Raw genomic sequence first — 20948 nt, 5'->3', positions numbered from 1 at the left:
CTCAGATAACCATGATGATGATCTTCAGAAAATTTGAATGTAATTCGCGGTAAAGAGACGTGTCCCGTACGCGCATCCTCAGGCAATATACTCGTATGTAATTATTTTCACAGGGAGAGAAGCGATGTCATCACCCTTAATATTGACGCTGTTAGCCGGTAGCGCAACCTTCATTGGCGCCATATTCGGCGTGATTGGCCAGAAACCCTCTAACCGCCTGCTTGGCTTCTCCCTCGGCTTTGCCGCCGGGATTATGCTATTGATTTCGTTGATGGAAATGCTGCCTGCCGCGCTGGCCGCCGAGGGCATGTCGCCGCTGCTCGGCTACGGAATGTTTGTTGTCGGCCTGCTGGGCTACTTTGGCCTTGACCGCCTGCTGCCGCACGCCCACCCGCAGGATCTGATGACTCCCGCCATGCCGCGCCCGCGCAACTTACGCCGCACCGCTATTCTTCTGACGCTGGGGATCAGCCTGCATAACTTTCCGGAAGGGATCGCCACCTATGTCACGGCCAGCAACAACCTCGAGCTTGGCATGGGCGTCGCCCTTGCCGTCGCCCTGCACAATATTCCGGAAGGACTGGCGGTTGCCGGACCGGTGTATGCCGCCACCGGCTCGCGCAGCAAAGCGGTGCTCTGGGCCGGGCTTTCCGGCATGGCGGAAATTTTGGGCGGCGTGCTGGCGTGGTTGATTCTGGGGAGCCTGGTCTCGCCGCTGGTGATGGGCGCGATCATGGCTGCCGTCGCCGGGATTATGGTGGCGCTGTCGGTCGATGAACTGATGCCGCTGGCGAAAGAGATCGATCCGCAAAGCAATCCAAGCTACGGCGTCCTGTGCGGGATGTCGGTCATGGGGCTGAGCCTGGTGGTACTCCAGACGATGGGCATCGGTTAAAGCGCAGAAACAACACAGCCCACTAACAAGTGGGCTGTGTTCGGGCATAGCGAACCGCTATTTAGCTGGCTTTACGCTCATGTTCGCGACGATAGGCCACCAGATCTTCAATCGTGACTACCGCCATATTGTGCTGCTGAGCGAACTTGATGCACTCCGGCGCGCGGGCCATGGTGCCATCGTCATTGGTCAGCTCGCACAGCACGCCTGCCGGTTTAAAGCCAGCCAGGGTCACGAGGTCGATAGTGGCTTCGGTGTGGCCGCCGCGGGTCAGTACGCCGCCCGGCTGCGCACGCAGCGGGAAGACGTGACCTGGACGGTTGAGATCGGAAGGTTTCGCGCCGTCGGCGATGGCCGCGCGGACGGTGGTCACGCGGTCGGCAGCGGAGACGCCGGTGGTCACACCTTCGGCCGCTTCGATGGTCACCGTGAAGCCGGTGCCGTAGGCGCTGGTGTTGTTCTCTACCATCATCGGCAGATCCAGCTGTTTGCGGCGATCTTCGGTCAGGCACAGGCACACAATGCCGCTGCCGTGACGAATGGTCAGCGCCATCTGCTCAACGGTCATGGTTTCGGCGGCGAAGATCATATCGCCTTCGTTTTCACGGTCTTCATCATCAAGCACCATCACGCCGCGGCCTTCGCGCAGGGCGTCCAAAGCGTGTTCCACACGTTCAAAAGCGGTACCAAAAGAAGAAAGGAGCGTCTGATTCATGGTAAAAAAAACCTCATTAAAATTATGGTTACCAGAATCAGGGCAGTCTTAGGAGCGCCGGTTTAGCGGCAAAAGTCAACGCGAGCGGGCCTGGGCCCGACTGTGCCGTTACTCTCTCCCATCCGGACTTTAACCGTCGGCCCCGGAATTACACCGGATCTGCTGACCTTCCCGTAGTCACGGGAAGCGCTCGCGGGCTTTCAACGCCATGGTTGATTTACCGCCGGTGGGGAATTTCGCCCCGCCCTGAGAATAAGCGAGATAACTATAACGCTATTGACTATCCTCGGCAATGCATAAGCTTCAAACATTTCTGGTTTATAGGCGGCCTGGTTCGCACTACAATGATCAATCATCCGACCCGAGCAGGAAACCACCATGATTGACCCGAAAAAAATTGAACAAATCGCCCGCCAGGTCCATGAGTCGATGCCAAAAGGACTTCGCGATCTGGGTGAGGATGTTGAGAAGAAAATCCGCCAGGCGCTGCAGTCGCAGCTGACCCGTCTGGATCTGGTTAGCCGCGAAGAGTTTGACGTGCAGACTCAGGTGCTGCTGCGGACCCGGGAAAAACTGGCGCTGCTGGAGCAGCGCCTGAATGACCTCGAAAACCGCCCGGCGACGACGCCGGGCAGCGAAGAGCAGCAGTAAAAAACGGGCCCCTGGGGGCCCGTTTTGCGTTTGGCTTAATGGGCGGCTTCCGCCTGACTACTCACCTGGCGACAGTACAGTTCATAGCGCTGGCAAAACCATTCACGATGTTCTTCATCCATATTGCCGACAATGGCCTGAAGATCAACTGGCTGGCCCTGGGCGTGCATTCTGGCGAAACTCCGCGCCAAAAAATCAAAATTCTTCATTGAATACATATCGTTATGGTTCATGCGCATACTCCTTCAGCGGTGGATGTTCTGATCAGTCATATGCCTTTTATTCACTTCAGTATTTACGCTTACCTTAACGCGATTTGTACGAAAAATGCGCTTAACATGATTATTTATTGCGCTAAATCATTTTCCACATGATTAAATAAAAACGGTCCGCGATACGTCTATCGCAGGCCGTGATGCTTCACCGTACAAACCGGTGAATAGCGAAAAGCTTATTTGTCGCTATCTTTTTGTATTTTCTTAATAATATTGGTAGTTGAGCAGCCATCTTCAAAGTTGAGCACCAGCACTTCGCCACCGTTCGCCCAGACCTCTTCGCTGCCGGCGATCTGCTCCGGTTTGTAGTCGCCGCCTTTGACCAGCAGATCCGGCAGGATGCCAGCGATCAGGCGCTGCGGAGTATCTTCTTCGAAGGAGACCACCCAGTCGACGGCTTCCAGCGCCCCCAGCACGATCATCCGCTGTTCCAGCGGGTTCACCGGGCGGGTTTCGCCTTTCAGACGTTTGGTGGAGGCATCGCTGTTGACCGCCACGATCAGACGGTCGCCCAGCTTGCGCGCATTCGCCAGATAGGAGACATGACCGGCATGCAGAATGTCGAAGACGCCGTTGGTCATCACCACTTTCTCGCCGCGTTTGCGCGCCGCCGCAACCGCCTGTTTGAGTTCCTCTTCGCTCATCACGCCAAAGCCGGTCTCAGCCCGGCCGCGGACCGCGTTTTCCAGCTCGACAGGGGAAACGGTGGATGTACCCAGCTTACCGACCACCACGCCCGCCGCGGCGTTAGCGAAATAGCAGGCCTCTTCCAGGGTGTTGCCGGACGCCAGGGTCGCCGCCAGCACGCCAATCACCGTGTCGCCGGCGCCGGTCACGTCGTACACTTCCTGGGCCTGGGTCGGCATATGCAGCGGCGGACGCCCCGGCTGCAGCAGCGTCATCCCCTGCTCAGAGCGCGTCACCAGCAGCGCCGACAGTTCGAATTCGGCGATGAGCTTCATGCCGCGCTCAACGATCTGCGCTTCATCCTGGCACTTGCCCACCACCGCTTCAAACTCAGAGAGGTTCGGGGTGAGCAACGTCGCGCCGCGATAGCGTTCGAAATCGGTGCCTTTCGGATCGATCAGCACCGGCACGCCCGCTTCACGTGCGAGTCGGATCATGGTCTGGACGCTGGTCAGCGCCCCTTTGGCATAGTCCGAAAGGACCAGCGCGCCAATAGAGCCCAGCGCCTGCTGAATGCGCTCGTGCATCGGCTGCGGATCGACGCCGGAGAAGCCCTCTTCAAAGTCGAGGCGGATCAGCTGTTGATTGCGCGACAGCACCCGCAGCTTGGTGATAGTCGGGTGAGTCGGGACGGAGACGAAGTCGCACTTCACATTGACGTTGGCCAGCGCCTGGCTCAGCGCGCGGGCGGCGTCATCAATCCCGGTCAATCCCACCAGGCGCGAGGTTGCCCCCAGCGAGGCGATGTTCATCGCTACGTTTGCCGCGCCGCCAGGACGTTCTTCGATATTTTCCACCTTCACCACCGGCACCGGGGCTTCCGGGGAAATACGACTGGTGGGGCCGTACCAGTAGCGGTCCAGCATCACATCACCCACCACCAACACTCCTGCACGTTCAAACTCCGGCAGCGTTACTTTCATGACTCTCTCCTGCGAGACGCAAACTTTGCGCGCGATAATAGCACACCCGATTTTATAGTTAAGCCATCAGCCATTTCTGCCAGCTGGCGCTGACCTGCTCGCGCTCCCGGCTGAAGGCCTCTGGCGCCACGTGTCCCGGCAGCTCCTGCAGGGCCAGGTGATGGAGCGCGTCACGCAAGGTGGTGTACGCGTGCGTTAAGGCGCGCGCTTCCTCCTCGTCCATGATGTCGTTCTGCGCCAGCAGCTCGAGAATACGCACATTATCAGACCAGCGGGTCAGCTTCGGCTTGTCGCTGGCATAGCGTAGGACCAGATACTGGGTAATAAATTCAATATCCGTGATCCCGCCGCCATCGGCTTTGATATCAAAACGATTGGGATGCTTGTTGCCGAGGTGGGCGCGCATCTTCTCGCGCATCTCGCGAACCTCGGTCTGCAGGGTTGCGCCCTCCCGCGGGGTGGTCAGGATATCGCGACGAATGGCGTCAAAGCGCGCCTGCAACGCCGGGTCGCCATAGACCACGCGGGCGCGCACCAGCGCCTGATGCTCCCACGTCCAGGCCTCGTTCTGCTGATAGTCGGCAAACGCGTCAGCGGTGGTAACCAGCATCCCCGCCGCGCCGGAAGGGCGCAGCCGGGCGTCCACTTCGTAGAGAATACCGGACGAGGTGCGGGTGCTGAACAGATGCATGATCCGCTGGGCCAGCCGCAGGTAGAACTGACGGCCGTCAATCTCCCGCTCGCCGTCGGTCATCACCTCCGCCGGACAGTCATGGAGGAACACCAGGTCGAGATCGGAGCTGTAGCCCAGCTCCCAACCGCCGAGCTTGCCGTAGCCGACGACGGCGAAGCCGCGCCCCTGGCGATCGTGCAGGTGGGTCGGCAGGCCGTAGCGAGCCACCATCTGCCCCCATGCCTGCTGCACCACCGCATCGAGGATCGCTTCGGCAAGCCAGGTTAAATGGTCGCTGACCTTCATCACCGGTAGGGTGCCGGCGATATCCGCCGCCGCGATATGTAGCTGCTGCGCCTGCTTGAACTGGCGCAACGCCTCCAGCTGCTGCTCTTCATCCTCTTCCGGCACCCGCAGCAGATACTGACGCAGCTCGTCGCGATAGGCATCGGTCGCCGTCGGCTGATAGAGGGTGTTGGGATCCAGCAGCTCATCCAGCAGCAGCGGGTGGCGCGCCAGCTGGCTGGCGACCATCGGCGATGCCGCGCAGAGCGTAATCAGGTGTTTCAGCGCGCCGGGGAATTCGCTCAGCAGTTCAAGATAGGTGGTGCGGGTGACGATGCCGGTCAACAGCGGCGTGATCCGCGCCAGAGGCAGCGGCGCATCGGCGCGCGAGCAGATTTCGCTCAGCAGATGCGGCATCAGCTGATCCAGCACCTGGCGGCCGCGCGGGCCGATGGTGCGCCGATCCAGCTCTTTGCGGAAATCGGCAATCAGCGCCAGCACGCTGCGGCGGTCGGCGTCGTTTAAATGCGCCAGCGCCGGACTGGCGTCATCTTCTTCCAGCGCATCCTGCCACAGCTCGCGCCAGTACTCGGCCAGCTGCTCATCTGGCGACTGAGCCTCGTCATCGCCGATCAGTTCATTAAACACCCGCCGTACGTTGGCCATATGGTTCGCCAGCTGCGCGCTCAGCGTCTCCCAGTCATCGGTATGCATCCCCCACGCCAGTCTGGCGCGGTTCAGTTCATCCTGCGGCAGGGTCTGGGTCTGTTCATCGTTGATACTTTGCAGCAGGTTTTCCAGCCGGCGCAGGAACAGATAGGCCGCGCGCAGCAGCGTCGCGTCGCCTTCCGGCAGCAGATGCAGCTCATCAATCGCCGCCAGTGTCGGCAATAGCGCGCGCTGCTGCAGCGCAGGTTCGCGACCGCCGCGGATCAGCTGAAAGACTTGAACGATAAATTCAATTTCACGAATGCCGCCGGCGCCGAGCTTGATGTTGTCTTTCAGCCCGCGACGCCGCACTTCACGGGCGATCATGCCTTTCATGTTACGCAGCGACTGGATCACGCTGAAGTCGATATAGCGGCGGAAGACGAAGGGGCGAAGCATCGCGCGCAGTTCGCTGGCGTAGGCGCCGTCGTTATCGCCCATGATCCGCGCTTTCACCATCGCGTAGCGTTCCCAGTCCCGCCCCTGCTCCTGGTAATAATCTTCCAGCGCCGCAAAGCTGAGCACCAGCGGCCCGCTGTCGCCAAACGGCCGCAGGCGCATGTCCACCCGATAAACAAAGCCGTCCTGCGTCGGCTGGTCGAGCGCCTTGATAAGCCGCTGCCCCAGGCGGGTAAAGAACTGGGCGTTATCCAGCTCGCGGCGGCCGCCGCGGGTGGCGCCATGCTCCGGCCAGGCAAAGATCAGATCGATATCGGAAGAGAAGTTCAGCTCGCCGCCGCCCAGCTTTCCCATCCCGAGGATCAGCAGCGGCTGCGGCTGACCCTCGGCGTTGCATGGCGTTCCCCACTCTTTACAGCAGGCGGCGTACAGCCAGTCGCGGGCGGCGACAATCAGGGTCTCCGCCAGGACGCTCAGCTGCTGCAGCGTCTCTTCTTCGCGCACCAGCGACAACGCCTGCGCCCAGGCGATGCGGACCATCATCTGGCGGCGGAAGAGACGCAGCTCTCGCATCAATCCCGCTTCGTCAGTGACGGCCTGCAGGCGCTCCTGCAGCCAGGCTTCGTAATGCCGCCACTCTTCCGCCGCCGGCGCGGAGTCCGCAAGCTCATTCAGCCAGCCCGGCTGAGCGATCACACTCTGTTCGACAAAATCGCTGAACACCATCACCGACCTGGCCTGTGGGCTCAGTTCGGCAACGGGAAAATCCGTTGGCAGACGGTCAGCGACCGTCTGCCAGTGCTGCTGTAACTGCGGAGAAAGCGGCATCATAAGGGCTCCCTGGCCTGTAATTATCGTTTTCCACTATGCAGCCAGAACGGCTCGGCAGCCAGCGCCTGGCGACGGAAATATTCAAACACGCTGCGGTCGTCATGCTCTATCGCACGCTGAAGTTCCTGCCAGTTCTCCAGCCAGGGCGCGACGGCGTCGCCATAGGCGCCCGCCAGCAGCTGGACGCTGTCGATGTCGCGGGACAGCTTCGGCAACTGGTCAGCGGCATCTTCTACCGCCAGATGCTGCACGGCGCTGCGCAGCTCGGCCGCCACCCGCGAGAGGTGAATATCGGCAAACCGTTTGAACGATCCGGCTATTTTTTTCTCTCCCGCCTCGTTGAGGAACGGACGCCACCCGCGCTGGACCAGCCATTCGGTCAGGGCCAGTTTGGCGCCAACGACCTCGGTGCGGAATAACGCTTCGTCGGCGGTGTCCGCAGCCAGCAGAACGGCGTCGGCGTCGTTCAGCAACGCGCGGAGGTGGGTGGTCGCCTTACGCGGCACGATGCCGCCGAACAGCACGAGGGCATGGCGCACGCGGGCTATCGCCAGCAGAATTTCCGCTTTGGCTTTTGCGTTGCCGCGCAGCCAGATCTCGTCGTGATACAGCCAATGCGCCAGGGCGCTCTCCAGCGCCGCCTCCAGCCCCTGCTCCACGCTGGCCTTCGCTGCCACCGGCAGCACCGCCAGCCGGGTCACCGGACGCTCATTGTTACCTTGCGCCAGATGATACCCGCGCGCGGCTTTGCTCAGGCTCCCCTGACGCAGGACGCCGCTCTCCAGCAAACGATGCGCGAGGCGCAGCAGATCGGTGGTCTCCCCGGCGAGCAGCTCCAGCTCCAGTTCGCAGATCGGCTCCTGATGTTCGCCCGCCTTTACTTCGCCGCGATCGAGGGCAATCTCAATCTCACTCTTTCCTTCCTGGATCACCCAGCGTTCACGGGCAAAATCGGTGCTGAACAGCGGCTGGACATGCTCCGCCAGCGCGGCCGGAAGTTCCCCTTGCGGCCAGACCTCCGCCGGCAGGCGCTCAAGCGCCAGCTCCGGTTTATCCAGTGGAATATTATATTCCGGGCGCTGGTGCAGGCCGCCGACCACCCGACCGGCGATTTTCAGCGTCATCTCATAACGCCCCTGATCGCCGCGGATGCGCAGCCCCATATCGTGACGACGCAGCCAGTTATCGGCGGTTTCGTAATAAATGTTCAGCAACTGGCCCGCGGGCGTATGTTTCGCCTCGAGCGCATTGAGCTGCTCGCGCAGCGTCTCTACCCCATCCTGAGCGACGATAAACTTGAGTTCGATTTCTTGAGCCATGACTGAATTCTTCCGCTTCTGTGCTGCGCCGACAAATTGCGGCGAACTTACGACAATATTTTTTGTCAGTAGATAGTATTTTGCGGTGAATCGCCATGCAACGCGCTTTTTGCCGGGCCACCTCCTGGATGATTCCGATTGTGGCGGAAAACTTTGCGTCGCTCTGGCGATGCCTCTACTATCGTTCCACTTTTTATGACCAAACGATGACCTGATGCCAAAATTACGCCTGATTACTTTTACTTTGCTCGCGCTTAGCGCCGCCACGGCGGTTCACGCAGAAGAAAAGCGCTACGTTTCCGATGAGCTGAACACCTGGGTTCGCAGCGGCCCGGGCGATAATTATCGTCTGGTCGGCACCATCAACGCCGGGGAAGAAGTGTCGGTACTGCAAACGAACGACAGCACCAGTTACGCGCAAATTCGCGACAGCAACGGCCGTACCGCCTGGATCCCGCTGAAAGAGCTGAGCAACGAGCCCAGCCTGCGCACCCGCGTCCCGGATCTGGAAAACCAGGTCAAGACGCTGACCGATAAGCTGAATAACATCGATGCCACCTGGAACCAGCGCACGGCGGATATGCAGAAGAAAGTCGCCGGCAGCGACAGCGTGATTAACGCGTTGAAGGACGAGAACCAAAAGTTGAAAAACGAGCTGGTTGTCGCGCAGAAGAAGGTGAATGCGGCAAATCTGCAGCTTGATGATAAACAGCGCACCATTATCATGCAGTGGTTTATGTACGGCGGCGGTGTGCTGGGCGTCGGTCTGCTGCTCGGTCTGGTGCTGCCGCATCTGGTGCCAAGCCGCAAACGTAAAGACCGGTGGATGAACTAATTCGTCTTCTCTGCCAGACTTACGTATCATCTTGCGAAAAACGGATACGGGAGAATCAGGCGTGAAGAGTTATCTGGTCGGTGGCGCGGTGCGTGACGCGCTGCTAGGGCTGCCGGTCAAAGACCGAGACTGGGTGGTGGTGGGCGCCACCCCGCAACAGATGCTAGACGCGGGCTATCAACAGGTAGGCCGCGATTTTCCCGTGTTCCTCCATCCGCAAAGCCGGGAAGAGTATGCCCTGGCCCGCACCGAGCGCAAATCCGGCGCGGGCTATACCGGTTTTACCTGCTATGCCGCCCCGGACGTCACCCTCGAAGCCGATCTGCTGCGCCGCGACCTGACGGTCAACGCCCTCGCCCAGGATGCCGACGGCGCAATTATCGACCCCTACGGCGGACAGAACGATCTCCGTCAGCGCCTGCTGCGCCATGTCTCTCCCGCGTTTAGTGAAGATCCGCTGCGCGTGCTGCGCGTCGCGCGCTTTGCCGCCCGCTACGCCCACCTCGGTTTTCGCATTGCCGAAGAGACTCAGGCCCTGATGGCCGCGATGGTTGAGGCCGGCGAGCTGGCGCATTTAACGCCGGAGCGGGTGTGGAAAGAGACGGAAAGCGCATTAACTACTCGCAACCCGCAGGTCTTTTTCCAGACGCTGCGCGACTGTCAGGCCCTCAAGGTGCTGTTCCCGGAGATTGACGCCCTGTACGGCGTGCCGGCCCCGGCGAAATGGCATCCGGAAATCGACACCGGCCTGCACACCCTGATGACCGTCACGATGGCCGCGATGCTGTCGCCGGATGTCGACGTACGTTTCGCCACCCTGTGCCATGACCTCGGCAAAGGGCTGACGCCGAAGGCGCTCTGGCCGCGTCACCACGGCCATGGTCCGGCGGGAGTCAAGCTGGTGGAGCAGCTCTGCGCGCGTCTGCGGGTGCCGAACGATATCCGCGATCTCGCGAAACTGGTGGCGGAGTACCATGACCTAATCCACACCCTGCCAATTCTGCAGCCGAAAACCCTCGTCAAACTCTTCGACAGCATTGACGCGTGGCGCAAACCGCAGCGCGTGCAGCAGATCGCGCTCACCAGCGAAGCCGACGTCCGCGGACGCACCGGTTTCGAGGCCAGCGATTACCCGCAGGGGCGCCTGCTGCTGGAGGCCTGGGAAGTGGCGCAGTCGGTCTCCACTAAAGAGGTCGTGGCGGCGGGCTTTAAAGGGGCGGAAATTCGCGAGGAGCTGACGCGGCGGAGAATTGCGGCGGTAGCGCAGTGGAAGGAACAGCGTTGCCCCCAGCCGCAAGGCTGAGGGCGCAGGCCTTAGAAGAAGACCACGTACACCGCTGCCGCGACGATAAAGCGGTAGATAGCGAACGGAATGAACGAGATCCGTTTGATCAGCTGCAGGAAGGTTTTAATCGCAATCAGCGCCACGATAAACGCCATCACGAAGCCGACGGCGAACATCGGGACATCGCCCATGTTCAGGAAGCCGATGCTCTTGTAGACGTCCAGCACGGTGGCGCCCATCATCATCGGTACCGCCAGCAGGAAAGAGAACTCCGAGGCCGCATAGCGGCTGACGCCCATCAGCATGCCGCCGGAGATAGTCGCCCCCGAGCGGGAGAAACCTGGCCACAGCGCCAGGCACTGAAAGCAGCCGATGACGAACGCCTGACGGTAGGTCATATCGTCAATCCCGACCGCGCGCGGCTGTTTCGGCTTCAGCACTTCCGCTGCAATCAGCAATACGCCGCCGACAATCAGGGCGTACATCACGTTCACCGGGTTAAACAAGGATTTAATGGTGTCATGGAAAATCAGCCCCATCACCACCGCGGGGATCATGCCGAGAAGGATATGGATAAGCGACAAACGGCCGCTGCCCTGGCCTTCATGCGCCGGCGGTTTCCCGAAATGGATGCCGATCAGGCCGAACAGGCGACGCCAGAACATCACCACCACGGCGAGTATCGAACCTAACTGAATCACCACTTCAAAGGTATTTGCGGTATCACCTTCAAACCCCAGCAGGTGACCAACAATAATCATATGACCGGTACTGGAAACAGGTAAAAACTCTGTCAAACCCTCAACCACACCCAATATTGCCGCCACCAGCAGCGAGTGTATATCGCTCATCCAATTAAACCCTTTAAAAAAGTAAAATGAAAAAAACCAGGAACACGGTATCGTTCAACAGGCACAACCCGGCTGCCAGAGCGCGCGTAATCCGCAGCGTACAGGAAGTACACACGGATTCGTCCACCGTTCTGGAAGGACATCGCCAGTAAAATTGCCTGATGACCGGATGCTATGACCGGTATAAACGCAATTTGTTTAACAAGTATGACCTGAAAAGTTTTGTTTCAGATTAAGGCCACGTTCAATAATCACCCCGACGTTTGCCGCGCGAGCCACGGCGCCAGGTTTGCTGACTTTTATGCGCACCCATGGCGACTGGAATGTTTCCAGCAGCAGGTCGGCCACCTCTTCCGCCACCCGCTCCACTAACGCAAATTTTCCCCCCTCCACATGCGCGATCACGCGCTCGCTGATATCAGCATAGCTGAGGCAATCGCTGACATCATCGCTGGCGGCCGCCTTGCGGTTATCCCATGCAATTTCGATATCGAACACCAGCTTCTGCTCAATGGTTTGTTCCCAGTCATAAACACCAATGGTGGTGATTACCGAAAGTTGCTCTATAAATACAATATCCATCACGCCCTGCCTGCTTTTTAGCTAAACCGGATACCACTTCCGGCGAATTATGCGTATTATCCACAGATGCAGAGAATACAACGACATTTTCAAAACGGAACAGCGTTATGAGTGCAATCGCGCCTGGACTGGTACTCCTCGCCTACCTCTGCGGCTCCATTTCCAGCGCCATTCTGGTATGTCGCCTTGCTGGCCTGCCCGACCCACGCGACAGCGGCTCAGGCAACCCCGGGGCCACTAACGTACTACGAATTGGCGGAAAAGGGGCGGCCGTAGCGGTACTTATTTTTGATGTGCTGAAGGGCATGCTCCCGGTGTGGGGCGCCTGGGCGCTGGGCCTTACGCCGTTCTGGCTGGGGTTAGTGGCGATTGCCGCCTGCGTGGGCCATATCTGGCCAGTCTTCTTTCATTTCCGCGGCGGTAAAGGCGTCGCCACGGCCTTCGGCGCTATCGCCCCCATCGGGCTCGATCTCACCGGGGTGATGGCCGGGACCTGGCTGCTGACCATCCTGCTCAGCGGTTACTCTTCCCTGGGCGCTATCGTCAGCGCGCTGATCGCCCCGTTCTACGTCTGGTGGTTCAAACCGCAGTACACCTTTCCGGTGTCGATGCTCTCCTGCCTGATCCTCCTGCGCCATCACGACAACATTCAGCGTCTGTGGCGCCGCCAGGAGAGCAAAATCTGGACCCGCGTGAAGAAGAAAAAAACGCCAGAGCAGAAGTAATCTCCCCTCCCGGCTCCGCCAGCCGGGGAACTCCCCTGCGCTAATCGCGCCTTTCATCCGCCCTTTTACGCTTCCTCGCCATCAAAGGCGATCATCGCCGCCTCCCCCTTTTGTAACAATACGTTAGCAGCATGGAAAGGCAAAAGTTGCGCTGGCGGCTGGCGGCGCGGCGCAACCCGATCCGCCGCCTTTTCCGCCGCGCCCAGGCTGCGGATCAGGATATTGACGGCAAAGATTATCGGGGTGAATAATCCGGAGCGGTTATGCCGCTTTCCCCTCGCGCCCGTCGCGACGCTCCGGGTTACGGATGACATAAGCGTTTCGTATGACCGGGATAAACTCCCGCCGATCAATACTCATTGCTGCTGTTTTATCTTGATTTTGCAGGGGCTCAACATTGCACGGCACCGTGTTACCACCACTCAAAAAAGGCTGGCAGGCCACGCTGGATCTCCGCTTTCAGCAGGCCGGCGGCAAGACCGTTCTCGCCAGCGCCCAACACGTCGGCCCGCTGACCGTCCAGCGCCCGTTTTACCCGGAAGAAGAGACCTGTCACCTCTATCTGCTTCACCCGCCCGGCGGCATCGTCGGCGGTGATGAGCTGACAATTAGCGCGCACCTTGCCCCCGGCTGCCATACGCTGATAACCATGCCTGGCGCCAGCAAGTTTTACCGCAGCAGCGGCGCGCAAGCGCTAGTTCGCCAGCAGTTGACCCTTGCCCCGCAGGCGACCCTGGAGTGGCTCCCGCAGGATGCCATCTTCTTTCCCGGGGCGAATGCCCGGCTGTTCACTACCTTTCATCTTTGCGCCTCCAGCAGGCTGCTGGCCTGGGATCTGCTCTGCCTTGGCCGCCCGGTGATTGGCGAAACCTTCAGCCACGGCACCCTCAGCAACCGGCTGGAGGTATGGATGGACGATGAGCCGCTGCTGGTCGAGCGCCTGCAGCTGCAGGAGGGAGAGCTCTCCAGCGTCGCCGAACGTCCCTGGGTCGGCACTTTGCTGTGCTATCCGGCTACCGATGCCCTGCTCGACGGGGTGCGCGACGCGCTGGCGCCGCTCGGTCTCTACGCCGGCGCCAGCCTGACCGACCGCCTGCTGACGGTGCGTTTCCTCAGTGACGATAATCTGATTTGCCAGCGGGTGATGCGCGACGTATGGCAGTTTCTGCGCCCTCATCTCACCGGTAAATCTCCCGTACTTCCCCGAATCTGGCTGACTTAAGAGAACGTTATGGAACTGACCCCCCGAGAAAAAGACAAGCTGTTGCTGTTTACCGCCGCGCTGGTGGCGGAGCGTCGCCTGGCCCGCGGCCTGAAGCTCAACTATCCGGAGTCCGTGGCCCTCATCAGCGCCTTTATTATGGAAGGCGCTCGGGACGGCAAAAGCGTGGCCTCGCTGATGGAGGAAGGCCGTCACGTCCTGACCCGCGAGCAGGTGATGGAGGGCGTCCCGGAAATGATCCCGGATATCCAGGTCGAAGCCACCTTCCCGGACGGCTCGAAGCTGGTCACCGTTCACAACCCGATTATCTGAGGTAGCGCCATGATCCCCGGTGAATATCACGTTAAGCCCGGTCAGATAGCCCTGAATACCGGCCGGGCAACCTGTCGCGTGGTCGTTGAGAACCACGGCGATCGGCCGATTCAGGTCGGTTCGCACTACCATTTCGCCGAGGTTAACCCGGCGCTGAAGTTCGACCGTCAGCAGGCCGCCGGCTATCGCCTGAATATCCCGGCGGGCACGGCGGTACGCTTTGAACCCGGCCAGAAACGCGAGGTCGAGCTGGTGGCCTTCGCCGGTCACCGCGCCGTCTTCGGCTTCCGCGGCGAGGTCATGGGCCCTCTGGAGGTAAACGATGAGTAATATTTCACGCCAGGCCTATGCCGATATGTTCGGCCCCACCGTCGGCGACAAGGTGCGCCTGGCGGATACCGAGCTGTGGATCGAGGTGGAGGACGATCTGACCACCTACGGGGAAGAGGTCAAATTCGGCGGCGGCAAAGTGATCCGCGACGGCATGGGCCAGGGACAGATGCTGGCCGCCGACTGTGTCGACCTGGTGCTCACCAACGCGTTGATCGTCGATCACTGGGGGATCGTTAAGGCCGATATCGGCGTGAAGGACGGCCGGATCTTCGCCATCGGCAAAGCCGGCAACCCCGACATCCAGCCCAACGTCACCATCCCCATCGGCGCCGCGACGGAAGTGATTGCCGCCGAAGGAAAAATTGTCACCGCCGGCGGGATCGATACCCATATTCACTGGATCTGTCCGCAGCAGGCGGAAGAGGCGCTGGTCTCCGGCGTGACCACCATGGTCGGCGGCGGCACCGGCCCGGCCGCGGGCACCCATGCCACCACCTGCACCCCGGGCCCGTGGTATATCTCACGCATGCTGCAGGCGGCCGACAGCCTGCCGGTCAATATCGGCCTGCTGGGCAAGGGAAACGTTTCTCAGCCGGATGCCCTGCGCGAGCAGGTGGCGGCGGGCGTTATTGGCCTGAAGATCCATGAGGACTGGGGCGCCACCCCGGCGGCGATCGACTGTGCGTTAACCGTCGCCGATGAAATGGACATCCAGGTCGCCCTGCACAGCGACACCCTGAATGAATCCGGTTTTGTGGAAGACACCCTCGCCGCCATCGGCGGGCGCACCATCCACACCTTCCATACCGAAGGGGCCGGCGGCGGCCATGCGCCGGACATCATCACCGCCTGCGCCCACCCGAACATTTTGCCGTCGTCCACCAACCCAACGCTGCCCTACACCCTCAACACCATCGATGAACATCTCGATATGCTGATGGTCTGCCACCATCTGGACCCGGACATCGCCGAGGACGTGGCCTTTGCCGAGTCGCGCATTCGCCGGGAAACCATCGCTGCGGAAGACGTGCTGCACGATCTCGGCGCCTTCTCGCTCACCTCCTCCGATTCGCAGGCCATGGGCCGCGTCGGGGAAGTGATTCTCCGCACCTGGCAGGTGGCGCATCGCATGAAGGTGCAGCGCGGAGCGCTGGCGGAGGAGACCGGGGATAACGACAACTTCCGCGTGAAGCGCTACATCGCCAAATACACCATCAACCCGGCGCTGACCCACGGCATCGCACACGAAGTCGGATCCATTGAGGTGGGTAAGCTGGCTGACCTCGTGGTCTGGTCGCCAGCCTTCTTCGGCGTGAAACCGGCCACCGTGATCAAAGGCGGCATGATCGCCATCGCGCCGATGGGCGATATCAATGCCTCTATTCCGACCCCGCAGCCGGTGCACTACCGCCCGATGTTTGGCGCGCTGGGCAGCGCCCGCCATCACTGCCGCCTCACCTTCCTGTCGCAGGCGGCGGCAGCCAATGGCGTTGCCGAGCGGCTGAACCTGCGCAGCGCGATCGCCGTGGTGAAAGGCTGCCGTACGGTGCAGAAAGCCGACATGGTGCACAACAGCCTGCAGCCTAACATCACCGTCGACGCCCAGACCTATGAGGTGCGGGTGGATGGCGAACTTATCACCAGCGAGCCGGCAGACGTTCTGCCGATGGCGCAACGATATTTTCTGTTTTAAGGAGAGCGGATGCTTTATTTAACTCAACGTCTGGAGATCCCCAGCGCCGCGACCGCCAGCGTTACGCTGCCGATTGATGTTCGCGTCAAAAGCCGGGTTAAGGTCACCCTCAACGATGGCCGGGAAGTCGGCCTGCTGCTGCCCCGCGGCCTGCTGCTGCGCGGCGGCGATGTGCTCAGCAACGAAGAAGGCACCGAGTTTGTGCAGGTGATTGCCGCTGATGAAGGGGTGTCGGTAGTGCGCTGCGACGATCCGTTTATGCTGGCGAAGGCCTGCTACCACCTCGGCAACCGTCACGTGCCGCTGCAGATCATGCCGGGCGAGCTGCGCTACCATCACGATCACGTGCTGGACGATATGCTGCGCCAGTTCGGCCTGACGGTGTCCTTTGGCCAGCTGCCGTTCGAGCCGGAAGCCGGCGCTTACGCCAGCGAGAGCCACGGTCATCATCATGCTCATCATGACCACCACGCTCACAGCCACTAGCATGTCGACAGCGGAACAACGCCTGCGGCTGATGCAGCTGGCCAGCAGCAACCTGCCGGTAGGGGGTTACAGCTGGTCCCAGGGGCTGGAGTGGGCTGTGGAAGCCGGCTGGGTCCTGGACGTCGCGGCCTTCGAGCGCTGGCAGCGACGCCAGATGACGGAAGGCTTTTTTACCGTTGACCTGCCGCTGTTCGCCCGCCTGTACCGCGCCTGCGAACAAGGCGATATCGCTGCGGCCCAGCGCTGGACCGCCTATCTGCTGGCCTGCCGGGAAACTCGTGAACTGCGGGAGGAAGAGCGCAACCGCGGCGCGGCGTTTGCCCGTCTGCTGAGCGACTGGCAGCCGGACTGTCCGCCGCCGTGGCGCTCCCTGTGCCAGCAAAGCCAGCTCGCCGGGATGGCCTGGCTCGGCGTGCGCTGGCGTATCGCCCTGCCCGAGATGGCCCTCAGCCTGGGCTATAGCTGGATTGAGAGCGCCGTGATGGCCGGCGTCAAGCTGGTCCCCTTCGGCCAGCAGGCCGCCCAGCAGCTGATTTTACGTCTTTGTGACCACTACGCGGCCGAGATGCCCCGCGCGCTGGCCGCGCCGGACGGCGATATCGGATCGGCCACCCCGCTCGCCGCCATCGCCTCTGCCCGGCATGAAACCCAATACTCTCGATTATTCCGTTCCTAGGAGAAGCCATGAACTCTTATAAACACCCGCTGCGCGTCGGCGTCGGCGGCCCGGTCGGCTCCGGTAAAACCGCTCTGCTGGAAGCGCTGTGTAAAGCGATGCGCGATACCTGGCAGCTGGCGGTGGTCACTAACGACATCTATACCAAAGAAGATCAGCGCATCCTCACCGAAGCGGGCGCGCTGGCGCCTGAACGCATCGTCGGTGTGGAAACCGGCGGCTGCCCGCATACGGCGATCCGCGAAGATGCCTCAATGAACCTCGCCGCCGTGGAAGCGCTGAGTGAAAAGTTCGGTAACCTCGACCTTATCTTCGTGGAAAGCGGCGGCGATAACCTGAGCGCCACCTTCAGCCCGGAGCTGGCGGATCTGACCATCTACGTCATCGATGTGGCCGAAGGGGAGAAGATCCCGCGCAAAGGCGGACCGGGGATCACCAAATCCGATTTCCTGGTGATCAATAAAACCGACCTTGCCCCCTATGTGGGCGCGTCGCTGGAGGTGATGGCGAGCGATACCCAGCGTATGCGCGGCGATCGCCCATGGACCTTCACCAATCTGAAGCAGGGCGACGGCCTGAGCACCATTATCGCCTTCCTCGAAGACAAAGGCATGCTTGGCAAATAGGCCTGTTGCACCAGCCGGGCGCAAGCGCGTCCGGATGGTGCAGCCTCTGCTCTCTCTTTATATCATCCTGCCTCCACCTCCGCGCCACGCCTGCCCTGCAATATGGCATAAGGTTTGCTAATTCAAGTCATGCCTAACCATTAAGGAATGACTATGTCATCACTGGATCTTAACCCTGAATTACCCGCGACAACGCGGACTTCCGGCTCCCGGGAAACCTTAGAAGATTACACCTTACGTTACGCCCCGCTGAGCTTCCGCCGCTGGGGTCCGGGCGTCGTCGCGGTCACCGCGCTGGGCGGCATCGCCTATCTGGCCGACTTTTCCATCGGCGCCAGCATCGGTATGGCCTGGGGCACCAGCAACGCCATCTATTCGATCCTGGTGGCGGCGCTGGTGATCTTCCTCACCGGCATTCCGCTGGCGATCACCGCCGCGCGCTACAACATTGACCTTGACCTGATCACCCGCAGCGCCGGCTTCGGCTATTTCGGCTCGGTGATCACCAGCATTATTTTTGCCGGCTTCACCTTTATCTTCTTCGCCCTCGAAGGCTCGATCATGGCCCAGGGGCTGCTGGTGGGCCTCGGGATCCCGCTGTGGATGGGGTATCTGATCGCCACCCTGATGGTGCTCCCGCTGGTGGTCTATGGCATGAAAGCTCTGACCCGCCTGCAGGTGTGGACCACGCCGCTGTGGCTGGTGCTGATGGTGGTGCCGGTGGTGTGGCTGATTGTCAAAGATCCGCAGCTGGTGGACGGCTTCCTGCATTTCGCCGGTAAAAACAGCGCGTCGACGGTGGATATCACCGCCATCATGCTCGGCGCCGGGGTATGCCTGTCGCTGATCATGCAGATTGGCGAGCAAATTGATTACCTGCGCTTTATGCCGCCTAAGACCGCGGAGAACCGTAAAAGCTGGTGGCTGGCGGTCTTTTCCGCCGGCCCGGGCTGGGTGGTGTTAGGCGCGATCAAACAGATCATCGGCGCCTTCCTCGGCTTCTATCTGTTGACCCGTTTCCCGGCGGTGCACAATACCGAACCGGTGCAGCAGTTCGTCAGCGTCTTCGATAACCTGGTGCCCGGCTGGCTGGCCCTGACGCTGGCGGTGGTGCTGGTGGTGATCTCGCAGATCAAAATTAACGTCACCAATGCCTACTCCGGCTCGCTGGCGTGGACCAGCGCCTGGACCCGCACCACCAAACGCTATCCGGGACGGATTATTTTTGTGGTGGTCAACCTGGCGATTGCCCTGGCGCTGATGGAGGGCGATATGTTCAGCGCCCTGTCGTGGATCCTCGGCTTTTACTCCAACTTCGCCATCGCCTGGGTCGTGGTGGTGGCGACCGACATCACCTTTAATAAAGGCTTGCTCAAGCTGGCGCCGGCGCAGCCGGAGTATCGTCGCGGCATGATCTACAACGTTAACCCGGTGGGCGTGGTCTCCTTTGGTCTGGCCGCCGGGCTGTCGATCTGCGCCTTCTTCGGTCTGCTGGGGGCGACGCTGGCGCCGTTCTCGCCGCTGATTGCGCTGGTCGTTGCCTTTGTCATGACCCCGCTGATGGGGCTCCTTACCCGCGGGCGCTACTATATTAAGCAGGTGGATGACGGCATCGCCGAGCCGCGCTATGACGCGGCGGGGAATGCCTCCACCACCGTGTATCAATGCGTTAGCTGTGAGGAAGAGTACGAGCGCCCGGACGTGATGCACTCGCACAAGCATCAGGGAGCCATCTGCTCGCTGTGTAAAAGTATGGAGTAGTCAGGAAGGCAGGCCGACGTGACGTCGGCCTGTTTCAGGATGCGTTAGGCGGCAGGCAGCTCGGCCAGCGGCCAGCGCGGGCGAACCGTCACGCCGAGCTCGGCTTTGGCGCCGGTTTGCAGACGCACCATGCCGGCGTAGGCGATCATCGCGCCGTTGTCAGTACAGAACTCAGGGCGGGCGTAGAACACCTCGCCGCCGCGTTTTTGCATCATCTCCGCCAGCTTCGCCCGCAGGGTACGGTTGGCGCTCACGCCTCCCGCCATCACCAGACGCTTAAAGCCGGTTTGCTCCAGCGCGCGGCGACATTTAATCATCAGCGTATCGACGACCGCATCCTCAAACGCCCGGGCGATGTCGGCGCGGGTTTGCTCATCGTCGCCGTTGCTGCGAATGGTGTTGGCGGCGAAGGTCTTCAGGCCGGAGAAGCTGAAGTCCAGCCCCGGACGGTCGGTCATCGGCCGCGGGAAGACAAAGCGGCCTTCGGTGCCCTGGGACGCCATTTTCGACAGCATCGGCCCGCCGGGATAATCCAGTCCCAGCAGCTTCGCCGTCTTATCAAAGGCTTCGCCCGCCGCATCGTCAATCGACTCGCCCAGCAGTTCATACTGACCAATACCGGTGACGCTAATCAACTGGGTGTGGCCGCCGGAAACCAGCAGCGCGACGAACGGGAACGCCGGCGGGTTATCTTCCAGCATCGGCGCCAGCAGGTGCCCTTCCATATGGTGTACCGGGATCGCCGGCACGTTCCAGGCGAAGGCCAGCGACCGGCCAACGGTCGCCCCGACCAGCAGCGCGCCGACCAGGCCTGGACCCGCCGTATAGGCGACGGCGTCGATATCTTTCGCCGTCAGACCGGCTTCTTTCAGCGCCGCCTGGATCAGCGGCACCGTTTTGCGCACGTGGTCGCGCGATGCCAGCTCCGGCACCACGCCGCCGTAATCCGCATGCAGTTTCACCTGACTATACAATTGGTTGGCTAACAGACCTTGCTGGTCGTCATAAATCGCGATGCCGGTTTCATCGCAGGATGTTTCAATGCCCAGTACACGCATGAGTTGTTTTACCTCGCTTCAATACCGCGCAGTGTAGGTCCAATGACCGGCGATGTAAAACTTTGCTCACCCCTGGTGCTCTCTTCGTGTATACTCCTCACCCTTATAAAAGTCCCTTTCAAAAAAGGCGCCGGTGCTTTAC

Annotated in this window: 24 protein-coding genes and 1 riboswitch; of the genes, 15 read left to right on the top strand and 9 right to left on the bottom strand. The window is 60.8% G+C overall.

What is annotated here, in order from left to right; genetic code table 11:
• Positions 1-124 precede the first annotated feature (124 nt).
• On the top strand, positions 125-895 hold the full coding sequence (gene zupT, locus OHJ17_RS03570) for a zinc transporter ZupT (RefSeq protein WP_002916852.1): 771 nt from the start codon (positions 125-127) through the stop codon (positions 893-895).
• A gap of 61 nt (positions 896-956) precedes the next feature.
• On the opposite strand, the gene ribB is transcribed toward zupT, so the two are convergent.
• Positions 957-1610: a 3,4-dihydroxy-2-butanone-4-phosphate synthase gene (gene ribB, locus OHJ17_RS03565; protein ID WP_004174356.1), complete on the bottom strand. Its 654-nt coding sequence runs from the start codon at positions 1608-1610 to the stop codon at positions 957-959.
• 106 nt (positions 1611-1716) lie between these two features.
• Positions 1717-1868: riboswitch (FMN riboswitch) on the bottom strand.
• 120 nt (positions 1869-1988) lie between these two features.
• Here ribB and ubiK point away from each other — a divergent pair.
• Positions 1989-2261, top strand: coding sequence for a ubiquinone biosynthesis accessory factor UbiK (gene ubiK, locus OHJ17_RS03560; RefSeq protein ID WP_004174355.1), 273 nt, complete (start codon positions 1989-1991; stop codon positions 2259-2261).
• A 35-nt stretch (positions 2262-2296) separates the two neighbouring features.
• Here ubiK and glgS read toward each other — a convergent pair whose 3' ends face one another.
• A complete protein-coding gene (glgS, locus tag OHJ17_RS03555; RefSeq protein WP_002916857.1) occupies positions 2297-2494 on the bottom strand; it encodes a cell surface composition regulator GlgS in 198 nt (65 codons plus the stop codon).
• Here glgS and OHJ17_RS03550 point away from each other — a divergent pair.
• Positions 2486-2635 carry a hypothetical protein gene (locus OHJ17_RS03550; protein WP_032433536.1) on the top strand — a complete coding sequence of 50 codons (150 nt, stop codon included), beginning with the start codon at positions 2486-2488 and terminating at the stop codon, positions 2633-2635. The two genes, glgS and OHJ17_RS03550, sit on opposite strands and share 9 nt — an antisense overlap.
• Positions 2636-2712: 77 nt before the next feature.
• Here the strand turns inward: OHJ17_RS03550 and hldE are convergent, their stop codons facing one another.
• Genes hldE through OHJ17_RS03535 form a run of 3 tightly spaced genes read right to left on the bottom strand, consistent with a single transcriptional unit; the run spans position 2713 to position 8361 of the window.
• Positions 2713-4146 carry a bifunctional D-glycero-beta-D-manno-heptose-7-phosphate kinase/D-glycero-beta-D-manno-heptose 1-phosphate adenylyltransferase HldE gene (hldE, locus tag OHJ17_RS03545; protein ID WP_002916858.1) on the bottom strand — a complete coding sequence of 478 codons (1434 nt, stop codon included), beginning with the start codon at positions 4144-4146 and terminating at the stop codon, positions 2713-2715.
• Positions 4147-4204: 58 nt separating this feature from the next.
• A complete protein-coding gene (glnE, locus tag OHJ17_RS03540; protein WP_032433538.1) occupies positions 4205-7042 on the bottom strand; it encodes a bifunctional [glutamate--ammonia ligase]-adenylyl-L-tyrosine phosphorylase/[glutamate--ammonia-ligase] adenylyltransferase in 2838 nt (945 codons plus the stop codon).
• Positions 7043-7062: 20 nt separating this feature from the next.
• Complete coding sequence (locus tag OHJ17_RS03535) at positions 7063-8361, bottom strand: CYTH domain-containing protein (protein ID WP_009484818.1); 1299 nt, start codon at positions 8359-8361, stop codon at positions 7063-7065.
• Between the two features lie 214 nt (positions 8362-8575).
• Here OHJ17_RS03535 and OHJ17_RS03530 point away from each other — a divergent pair, with 214 nt between their 5' ends.
• Both OHJ17_RS03530 and OHJ17_RS03525 read left to right on the top strand, forming a co-directional pair.
• The gene (locus OHJ17_RS03530; protein ID WP_002916862.1) at positions 8576-9196 is read left to right on the top strand and encodes a TIGR04211 family SH3 domain-containing protein; all 621 of its coding nucleotides are present in this window, start codon (positions 8576-8578) and stop codon (positions 9194-9196) included.
• A gap of 61 nt (positions 9197-9257) precedes the next feature.
• Positions 9258-10499: a multifunctional CCA addition/repair protein gene (locus OHJ17_RS03525; RefSeq protein ID WP_002916864.1), complete on the top strand. Its 1242-nt coding sequence runs from the start codon at positions 9258-9260 to the stop codon at positions 10497-10499.
• An 11-nt stretch (positions 10500-10510) separates the two neighbouring features.
• Here the strand turns inward: OHJ17_RS03525 and bacA are convergent, their stop codons facing one another.
• Positions 10511-11332: an undecaprenyl-diphosphate phosphatase gene (gene bacA, locus OHJ17_RS03520; protein ID WP_004144532.1), complete on the bottom strand. Its 822-nt coding sequence runs from the start codon at positions 11330-11332 to the stop codon at positions 10511-10513.
• A 198-nt stretch (positions 11333-11530) separates the two neighbouring features.
• Positions 11531-11914, bottom strand: a complete 384-nt coding sequence (gene folB / locus OHJ17_RS03515; protein WP_004150923.1) for a bifunctional dihydroneopterin aldolase/7,8-dihydroneopterin epimerase — start codon at positions 11912-11914, stop codon at positions 11531-11533.
• A gap of 107 nt (positions 11915-12021) precedes the next feature.
• Between folB and plsY the strand changes: the two genes are divergently transcribed.
• Together plsY and OHJ17_RS03505 are read left to right on the top strand one after the other, a co-directional pair.
• Positions 12022-12639 carry a glycerol-3-phosphate 1-O-acyltransferase PlsY gene (gene plsY / locus OHJ17_RS03510; RefSeq protein ID WP_004144530.1) on the top strand — a complete coding sequence of 206 codons (618 nt, stop codon included), beginning with the start codon at positions 12022-12024 and terminating at the stop codon, positions 12637-12639.
• Positions 12640-12770: 131 nt separating this feature from the next.
• Entirely contained in the window at positions 12771-12890 is a 120-nt protein-coding gene (locus OHJ17_RS03505; RefSeq protein WP_032416338.1) for a hypothetical protein, read from the top strand.
• Between the two features lie 10 nt (positions 12891-12900).
• Here the strand turns inward: OHJ17_RS03505 and OHJ17_RS03500 are convergent, their stop codons facing one another.
• Positions 12901-13047, bottom strand: coding sequence for a hypothetical protein (locus tag OHJ17_RS03500; RefSeq protein ID WP_032416339.1), 147 nt, complete (start codon positions 13045-13047; stop codon positions 12901-12903).
• On the opposite strand from OHJ17_RS03500, the gene OHJ17_RS03495 reads away from it, so the two are divergent.
• The 8 genes from OHJ17_RS03495 (at position 13037) to OHJ17_RS03460 (ending at position 19748) form a co-directional block, all read left to right on the top strand.
• Positions 13037-13861, top strand: coding sequence for an urease accessory protein UreD (locus OHJ17_RS03495; RefSeq protein ID WP_023328348.1), 825 nt, complete (start codon positions 13037-13039; stop codon positions 13859-13861). The genes OHJ17_RS03500 and OHJ17_RS03495 overlap by 11 nt on opposite strands.
• Positions 13862-13870: 9 nt before the next feature.
• Positions 13871-14173: an urease subunit gamma gene (locus tag OHJ17_RS03490; protein ID WP_002916871.1), complete on the top strand. Its 303-nt coding sequence runs from the start codon at positions 13871-13873 to the stop codon at positions 14171-14173.
• 9 nt (positions 14174-14182) lie between these two features.
• On the top strand, positions 14183-14503 hold the full coding sequence (locus tag OHJ17_RS03485) for an urease subunit beta (RefSeq protein ID WP_002916872.1): 321 nt from the start codon (positions 14183-14185) through the stop codon (positions 14501-14503).
• A complete protein-coding gene (gene ureC / locus OHJ17_RS03480) occupies positions 14496-16199 on the top strand; it encodes an urease subunit alpha (RefSeq protein ID WP_015958999.1) in 1704 nt (567 codons plus the stop codon). Before OHJ17_RS03485 ends, ureC begins: the two co-directional genes overlap by 8 nt.
• Positions 16200-16208: 9 nt before the next feature.
• Positions 16209-16685 (top strand): urease accessory protein UreE, encoded by a 477-nt coding sequence (gene ureE / locus OHJ17_RS03475; RefSeq protein WP_032433540.1) that lies wholly within the window; start codon positions 16209-16211, stop codon positions 16683-16685.
• 1 nt (position 16686) lies between these two features.
• Entirely contained in the window at positions 16687-17361 is a 675-nt protein-coding gene (locus OHJ17_RS03470; protein ID WP_004150924.1) for an urease accessory protein UreF, read from the top strand.
• Between the two features lie 8 nt (positions 17362-17369).
• Complete coding sequence (gene ureG, locus OHJ17_RS03465; RefSeq protein ID WP_002916877.1) at positions 17370-17987, top strand: urease accessory protein UreG; 618 nt, start codon at positions 17370-17372, stop codon at positions 17985-17987.
• Positions 17988-18140: 153 nt separating this feature from the next.
• Complete coding sequence (locus OHJ17_RS03460; RefSeq protein ID WP_004181356.1) at positions 18141-19748, top strand: purine-cytosine permease family protein; 1608 nt, start codon at positions 18141-18143, stop codon at positions 19746-19748.
• Positions 19749-19792: 44 nt separating this feature from the next.
• Here OHJ17_RS03460 and tsaD read toward each other — a convergent pair whose 3' ends face one another.
• Entirely contained in the window at positions 19793-20806 is a 1014-nt protein-coding gene (tsaD, locus tag OHJ17_RS03455) for a tRNA (adenosine(37)-N6)-threonylcarbamoyltransferase complex transferase subunit TsaD (protein ID WP_002916879.1), read from the bottom strand.
• Positions 20807-20948: the final 142 nt, after the last annotated feature.

Source organism: Klebsiella sp. KP20-425-1 (assembly GCF_025813515.1).
Taxonomy (GTDB): Bacteria; Pseudomonadota; Gammaproteobacteria; order Enterobacterales; family Enterobacteriaceae; genus Klebsiella; species Klebsiella pneumoniae.
The sequence above is the reverse complement of the archived record's forward strand: the minus strand, read 5'-3'. Positions and strand labels throughout refer to the sequence as shown.

Bases quoted from the DNA above. Each gene is read 5' to 3' on its own strand.
- OHJ17_RS03535 (WP_009484818.1), bottom strand. From the start codon at position 8,361: ATGGCTCAAGAAATCGAACTCAAGTTTATCGTCGCTCAGGATGGGGTA.
- glnE (WP_032433538.1), bottom strand. From the start codon at position 7,042: ATGATGCCGCTTTCTCCGCAGTTACAGCAGCACTGGCAGACGGTCGCT.
- hldE (WP_002916858.1), bottom strand. From the start codon at position 4,146: ATGAAAGTAACGCTGCCGGAGTTTGAACGTGCAGGAGTGTTGGTGGTG.
- OHJ17_RS03460 (WP_004181356.1), top strand. From the start codon at position 18,141: ATGTCATCACTGGATCTTAACCCTGAATTACCCGCGACAACGCGGACT.
- OHJ17_RS03505 (WP_032416338.1), top strand. From the start codon at position 12,771: ATGGAAAGGCAAAAGTTGCGCTGGCGGCTGGCGGCGCGGCGCAACCCG.
- ribB (WP_004174356.1), bottom strand. From the start codon at position 1,610: ATGAATCAGACGCTCCTTTCTTCTTTTGGTACCGCTTTTGAACGTGTG.
- tsaD (WP_002916879.1), bottom strand. From the start codon at position 20,806: ATGCGTGTACTGGGCATTGAAACATCCTGCGATGAAACCGGCATCGCG.
- glgS (WP_002916857.1), bottom strand. From the start codon at position 2,494: ATGAACCATAACGATATGTATTCAATGAAGAATTTTGATTTTTTGGCG.
- OHJ17_RS03530 (WP_002916862.1), top strand. From the start codon at position 8,576: ATGCCAAAATTACGCCTGATTACTTTTACTTTGCTCGCGCTTAGCGCC.
- OHJ17_RS03490 (WP_002916871.1), top strand. From the start codon at position 13,871: ATGGAACTGACCCCCCGAGAAAAAGACAAGCTGTTGCTGTTTACCGCC.
- ubiK (WP_004174355.1), top strand. From the start codon at position 1,989: ATGATTGACCCGAAAAAAATTGAACAAATCGCCCGCCAGGTCCATGAG.
- folB (WP_004150923.1), bottom strand. From the start codon at position 11,914: ATGGATATTGTATTTATAGAGCAACTTTCGGTAATCACCACCATTGGT.
- OHJ17_RS03550 (WP_032433536.1), top strand. From the start codon at position 2,486: ATGGTTCATGCGCATACTCCTTCAGCGGTGGATGTTCTGATCAGTCAT.
- ureG (WP_002916877.1), top strand. From the start codon at position 17,370: ATGAACTCTTATAAACACCCGCTGCGCGTCGGCGTCGGCGGCCCGGTC.
- OHJ17_RS03485 (WP_002916872.1), top strand. From the start codon at position 14,183: ATGATCCCCGGTGAATATCACGTTAAGCCCGGTCAGATAGCCCTGAAT.
- bacA (WP_004144532.1), bottom strand. From the start codon at position 11,332: ATGAGCGATATACACTCGCTGCTGGTGGCGGCAATATTGGGTGTGGTT.
- ureE (WP_032433540.1), top strand. From the start codon at position 16,209: ATGCTTTATTTAACTCAACGTCTGGAGATCCCCAGCGCCGCGACCGCC.
- OHJ17_RS03470 (WP_004150924.1), top strand. From the start codon at position 16,687: ATGTCGACAGCGGAACAACGCCTGCGGCTGATGCAGCTGGCCAGCAGC.
- ureC (WP_015958999.1), top strand. From the start codon at position 14,496: ATGAGTAATATTTCACGCCAGGCCTATGCCGATATGTTCGGCCCCACC.
- zupT (WP_002916852.1), top strand. From the start codon at position 125: ATGTCATCACCCTTAATATTGACGCTGTTAGCCGGTAGCGCAACCTTC.
- plsY (WP_004144530.1), top strand. From the start codon at position 12,022: ATGAGTGCAATCGCGCCTGGACTGGTACTCCTCGCCTACCTCTGCGGC.